Origin of the sequence: Bradyrhizobium sp. 2TAF36 (assembly GCF_052114925.1) — a bacterium.
Classification (GTDB): domain Bacteria; phylum Pseudomonadota; class Alphaproteobacteria; order Rhizobiales; family Xanthobacteraceae; genus Bradyrhizobium; species Bradyrhizobium barranii.
The window spans coordinates 1-5,286 of sequence record NZ_JBFRFR010000187.1 but is presented as its reverse complement, the minus strand read 5'-3'; the positions used below and the strand labels follow the sequence as shown (position 1 = coordinate 5,286).

General features: G+C 61.4%; 4 protein-coding genes. 3 read left to right on the top strand and 1 reads right to left on the bottom strand.

What is annotated here, in order from left to right:
- Window positions 1–205: 205 nt before the first annotated feature.
- Window positions 206–1,111 (bottom strand): LysR family transcriptional regulator, encoded by a 906-nt coding sequence (locus AB4Z51_RS44200; RefSeq protein ID WP_085398752.1) that lies wholly within the window; start codon window positions 1,109–1,111, stop codon window positions 206–208.
- A 113-nt stretch (window positions 1,112–1,224) separates the two neighbouring features.
- On the opposite strand from AB4Z51_RS44200, the gene AB4Z51_RS44195 reads away from it, so the two are divergent.
- From AB4Z51_RS44195 to fabG, 3 genes are all read left to right on the top strand, one after another.
- A complete protein-coding gene (locus AB4Z51_RS44195; protein WP_038388984.1) occupies window positions 1,225–2,121 on the top strand; it encodes a sterol desaturase family protein in 897 nt (298 codons plus the stop codon).
- A 394-nt stretch (window positions 2,122–2,515) separates the two neighbouring features.
- On the top strand, window positions 2,516–4,042 hold the full coding sequence (locus AB4Z51_RS44190; protein ID WP_441499702.1) for a coniferyl aldehyde dehydrogenase: 1,527 nt from the start codon (window positions 2,516–2,518) through the stop codon (window positions 4,040–4,042).
- A gap of 183 nt (window positions 4,043–4,225) precedes the next feature.
- Window positions 4,226–4,906: a 3-oxoacyl-ACP reductase FabG gene (gene fabG, locus AB4Z51_RS44185; RefSeq protein WP_085398751.1), complete on the top strand. Its 681-nt coding sequence runs from the start codon at window positions 4,226–4,228 to the stop codon at window positions 4,904–4,906.
- Window positions 4,907–5,286: the final 380 nt, after the last annotated feature.

Sequence of the window (5,286 nt, the reverse complement as noted above, 5' to 3'; positions counted from 1 at the left end):
GGCCTGCCCAACTCGCTGATGTCCCATCATGATTCAGCCCTCTTGCAACGACTGAATCAGCGAATGTCAGCTCACGCAACCGAAGACTTTTTCAACAAAATCGGCCACAAGCAGACTCCGGCGTCTGGTCGATCACTTCGAAACAGTCGTCATATGGACAGGCCGGTAATCCGCACCGGACGATGCGTCGAGTGCGACAAGGCGCCTAGACGTTGATCTCGGCCGCTGCCCGCACAATCGCTGCTACGGTTGCCTTGGCTGCCGGCGACGAGGTTCTCCCTCGCAAACACACGATGCCCGTGCTTGACGGCGGCGACTGCCAGCCATGTACGACAAGCCGGACAAGCGCGCCGGATTCCAGCTCCCCCCGTACCGCCGCGTTCGTCGCACCCAGAACAGTATCCGTGGTGAGCGCGACCGTCTTGAGCAGGCCGTAGTTGTCGCACTCGAGCGCAATGGCGGCCTCCTGGCCCGCAGGCAGGCCCAGCAGGGCGGCGAGCTCCACCTTTGAGGGGCTCAGCAACTTCGGTGCGGCGAGACCGTACGCCCAGACGTCCTGCAGCATGTGCTCGCGCCCGGCCAGCGGATGTCCTGCCCGCACATACAGGCCGGCCTGCTGCCCCCCGATCAACTGGATGTCCAGCGCGGCATCCCCAGGCATGTCACGGACATCGGCGGCAAAGAACTCGATGCTTTCGGTACGCAAGCTCTCCAGCAACTGCGCCCAGTTGCCGACCTCCATGCGCAGCGCCACCTGCGGGTGCTGGCGGCGCAACGCCACAAGCGCGCGTGGCATCAGGGTGGCCGTTAGCAGCGGCCCGACGCCGAAGGCCGTGTCGCCGAGCTGGCTGTCGCGGTAAAGATCCACGTCGCGCTGCAGGCAACGCGCCTCGAACAGCAGCTTGCGCGCCCGCTCAATGACGAATTCCCCGGCACGGGTGGGGCGGACATCACCAACGTCGCGGTCGAACAGGCGGATACCCAGGTCGTTCTCGATGGCCTGGATGCTGCGGCTGAAGGCCGGCTGGCTCAGGTGGGCGGCTGCGGCGGCGCGGGCGAAGTGCAGAGTGTCGGCAAGGGCGACAACGTGATTCAGGCGGCGCAGATTCACGGCATTGCTCTCCATGCATCAAGACGATGAATATTATGCATTGGACGCAATATGGCGACACCCCTTAGACCGTTCCACAATTCAAAACATGAGAGCGGCAGGAGACGTCCCATATGAGCTCGCAATTGCAGTACCTCTTAATTGGCGCCTGCATCCTAGGCTTTGCCGCCATGGAGTTCGTCACCCGGCGGTATCAAGCCACCGTGCGCGGCAACGCGACAGCCAACGACGCCTGGCTTGAAGTGCTGATGTTCGTCAGCCTGATCGCCATCACCCAGCCTATCGCACTGCTGGGCAGCAACGCGTTGTGCAGCTGGCTCATGCCGACGCAGCACGACGCCTGGGCCAACCTGCCATGGTGGGCGATGGCCGGACTGCTGCTCATCGGAGATGACCTCACGCAGTACCTCTGGCACCGCGCCTCGCACACGCCGTTGCTGTGGCCGCTGCACCGCGCGCATCACAGCGCGGCCTACATGAGCGTGCGCATTACCTACCGCAACAACTTCTTTTACTACCTGATGATGCCGGGCCTGTGGATCGGCGGCGTGGCGGTGTACCTGGGTTTCGGCCCAGTCTATGCGGCGTACCTGGTGATCAAGTTGGCGGTCATCCTGGGCGCGCACTGCGCTTGGGCGTGGGATGCGCCGCTGTACCGCATCCGCGCGCTGCATCCGCTGATGTGGGTGCTGGAGCGCACCATCTCCACGCCGGCCACGCACCAGGCGCACCATGCGCTCACCAACGAAGATGGCATTGGCCACTACAAGGGCAACTTCGGCAACCTGCTGTTCTTCTGGGACGTGCTGTTCGGCACGGCGCATATCACACGCAAATATCCCGCCAAGGTCGGCCTGCAGGACGACATCCTGTTTGGCCCGGAGCGCTGGACGACGCAGATGTTCTACCCGCTCGTCCACTCAAAGCGCGAACATTCGGCGCTCCGCCCCGGCGGCCGTGGCTTCACCGAAGCAGACCTGCAGACCGAAGCTAAGCAGAAGGCCACCTGAACGCGGGTAGCGTCGAGGCGCCGCAGCAAGCGTTCGCGATGCCTCGGAAGGAGCTGGAATGGGTAACCATCTGGTCCGCGAGCGGCCTCTTGGCCACACCGAGATGAGCCGAGCGGAAACCATCGTGCTTGCGGCTGGAGCACCGCGCTTGTGGCGGTCTTCATCCGACTCATTGGTATTGGTTAGGAGAAGGCGATGATCGTCTGTTCTTGCAATGTGTTCAGCGACCACCAGGTGCGCTCAGTGGTCATAAAAGAAGCGCGACGGCCCCGCATGAGCGAGGTGTATGCCTGCCTCGGATGCTGCGCCCAGTGCGGCTGCTGCGCTCGCGCCATCAAGCGGATCATGGATGAGAGGCCGGGCTCCGTCCATGCGAGCGCAAGCATGCACTGACTTGGAGTTGACACGGTCACGGTCAGCGCGTGCCCTGGTTACCCACCTGGAGGACACGCGAAACCCAGAGAAAGCGAACATCATGAACGTGCCTGTCAATTTCCGTTCCGTCGACATTCCCGCCGAACTGCAGTCCTGCTTCGCCGCGCAGCGGGCGGCCTATTTGGCGGCGCCCGAGCCATCCTACGATCAGCGCATTGCTGACCTGAAGGCCCTCGGGCAACTCCTGAAGGACAACAAGGACGAGCTGGTCGCAGCGATCAACGCCGACTACGGCAACCGGTCTGAATTCGAGACCCTGTTCGCCGAATATTTCGTTGTCCTGGAAACAATCGCCGACGCCAGAAAGAACCTGAAAAAGTGGATGAAACCGCAGCGCAGGCACGTCGACTTCATGACCTACCCGCTCGCGCGCAACCGCGTCATCCCACAGCCGCTCGGCGTCGTCGGGGTCATCGTTCCCTGGAATTTCCCGCTTAACCTCAGCTTCTGCCCGCTCGCCGCAATTCTGGTCGCCGGCAATCGTGCGATGGTCAAGATGTCGGAAAATTCAAGAGCGCTCGCCGAGGTCCTGATCCGTGTCTCGCCAAAGTATTTCCCGCTCGAGAAGCTTGCCTTTTTCGAGGATGGCGGCGGACGAGGACCCGCATTCTCGTCATTGCCCTTCGACCATCTGCTGTTCACGGGATCCGGCGCGACTGGTCGCGCAGTCATGGCAAACGCGGCCCGCAACCTCACCCCTGTCACGCTTGAATTGGGCGGCAAGGCACCTGCAATTGTTGGGCCTGACTTCCCGGTCAAGACAGCGGCAGAGCGCATTCTCTGGGTGAAGATGTTCAATGCCGGTCAGATCTGTACGAATGTCGACTACATGTTTCTGCCCAAAGGGAGTGAGGACGAGTTCGTCCATCATTGCCGCAAGCTGTTTGCCGAGCGCTTCCCGGACATCAACGGTCAAGACTACACGTCGATCATCGATGAACCGTCGTTCACGCGGCTGCAGGCGACCCTGGAGGATGCCCGTACAAAGGGTGCAGTCCTGGTCAATCTTGCGGAACGGCAGATTCCGGACACGAAGCAGCGCAAATTTCCACCGCATCTCGTGCTAAATCCGACGGACGACATGATTGTCATGCAGCGCGAGATCTTTGGCCCGATCCTGCCGATCAAGACCTATACAGATCGGCAGGAGGTCGCCGACTATATCAATAGTCACGACCGACCGTTGGCAATCTATCCATTCACCTCCGATGCCGAGCTGCGCGACTTCTACATCTCGCGGGTGATGTCGGGTGGCGTATCGGTCAATGAAGCTCTCCTGCACGTCGGCCAGCACGACCTGCCATTCGGTGGGATCGGTGCGAGCGGTATGGGCCATTACCACGCGCGCGAGGGGTTCAACACCTTTTCAAAATTGCGCCCGGTCTTCTATCAAGGTCCTCTCTCGCCGATCCAAATGCTATTTCAGCCGCCCTACGCCGGCCGCCCAATGAGCATCCTGCGGACGATGATCAAGTGGAAGACGTGATGCGTGACTGTGGCAGATCGGCGCCAATGATATGCGCCGCAAGCCTGGGCGGATGCCGGGCGTCGTCGGCATTTTATCCCGGTATCGTCGCGGTCGATCTCAGCCAGGGCGGCGCACATTTTGAAGCTCGGCTGACCATAGTGATTGCGGCGTCGATTCATTCTCATTCGCACGGAGACCGCCATGAAGGGTAACGTCTTTATCATCACCGGCGCGCTGGGCGCGCTTGGCAAGGTGGTCACCGAGGAAGCCCTTTCGCGCGGCGCGCGAGTCGCCGGTATCGATCATGCTGAGTCGCAGTTCGCCGCAACAGCCCAGCGGATCGAATTCGGCCGCATCGACCTGACCGATGCGGCACAGGCGAAAGAGGCGATCGATGCCGCCGCCGCGCATTTTGGCGCGATCGACGCGCTAATCAATATTGCTGGCGGATTTGCCTTCGAGACCATTGCCGACGGCGATCCCAAGGTTTGGCAGCGCATGCATGCTCTCAATGTCGAGACCGCGCTGAATGCTTCGCGCGCAGCGATCCCGCATCTTCTCAACTCGCGGGCGGCCCGCATCGTCAATATCGGTGCGACGGGCGCACTGCAGGCCGGCCCCGGCATGGGTCCTTATGCGGCGTCGAAGGCCGGCGTGCATAAGCTGACGGAGTCACTAGCTGCCGAGTTGAAAGGCAAGATCACCGTCAATGCGGTGCTGCCCTCGATCATCGATACCGCGGCAAACCGCGCCAGCATGCCGAAGGCCGATTCTTCCAAATGGGTCGCGCCAAAGGAACTCGCCGATGTCATCCTCTTCCTGGCGAGTGACGCCGCCAGCGCCGTTACCGGCGCGCTGCTGCCGGTCAACGGACGGGTCTGAAGCGCGGTTGCGCCGCTACCAGCTTCCGAAGCACAGTTCAGCTACCGGATGCCCCTGCGCCGATATCGATGTACGTCCCAGTCGCCTGTCCCGCAAAGACCACCGAAAGATGATAGTCCTCGAGGTTCTGTGAATAGGATAGCTCCAACCCAGCTTATTGCGATGACCGAGGTCGGCATGTCCGCTTTGGGTCGATTTTGTTGAAAAAGTCTTCGGTTGCGTGAGCTGACATTCGCTGATTCAGTCGTTGCAAGAGGGCTGAATCATGATGGGACATCAGCGAGTTGGGCAGGCCGCATTGTTCTATGAGTTTTCGCTCGAGCGGCACGTTCCGGCCCGCATTGTTCTATGAGTTTTCGCTCGAGCGGCACGTTCCGGCC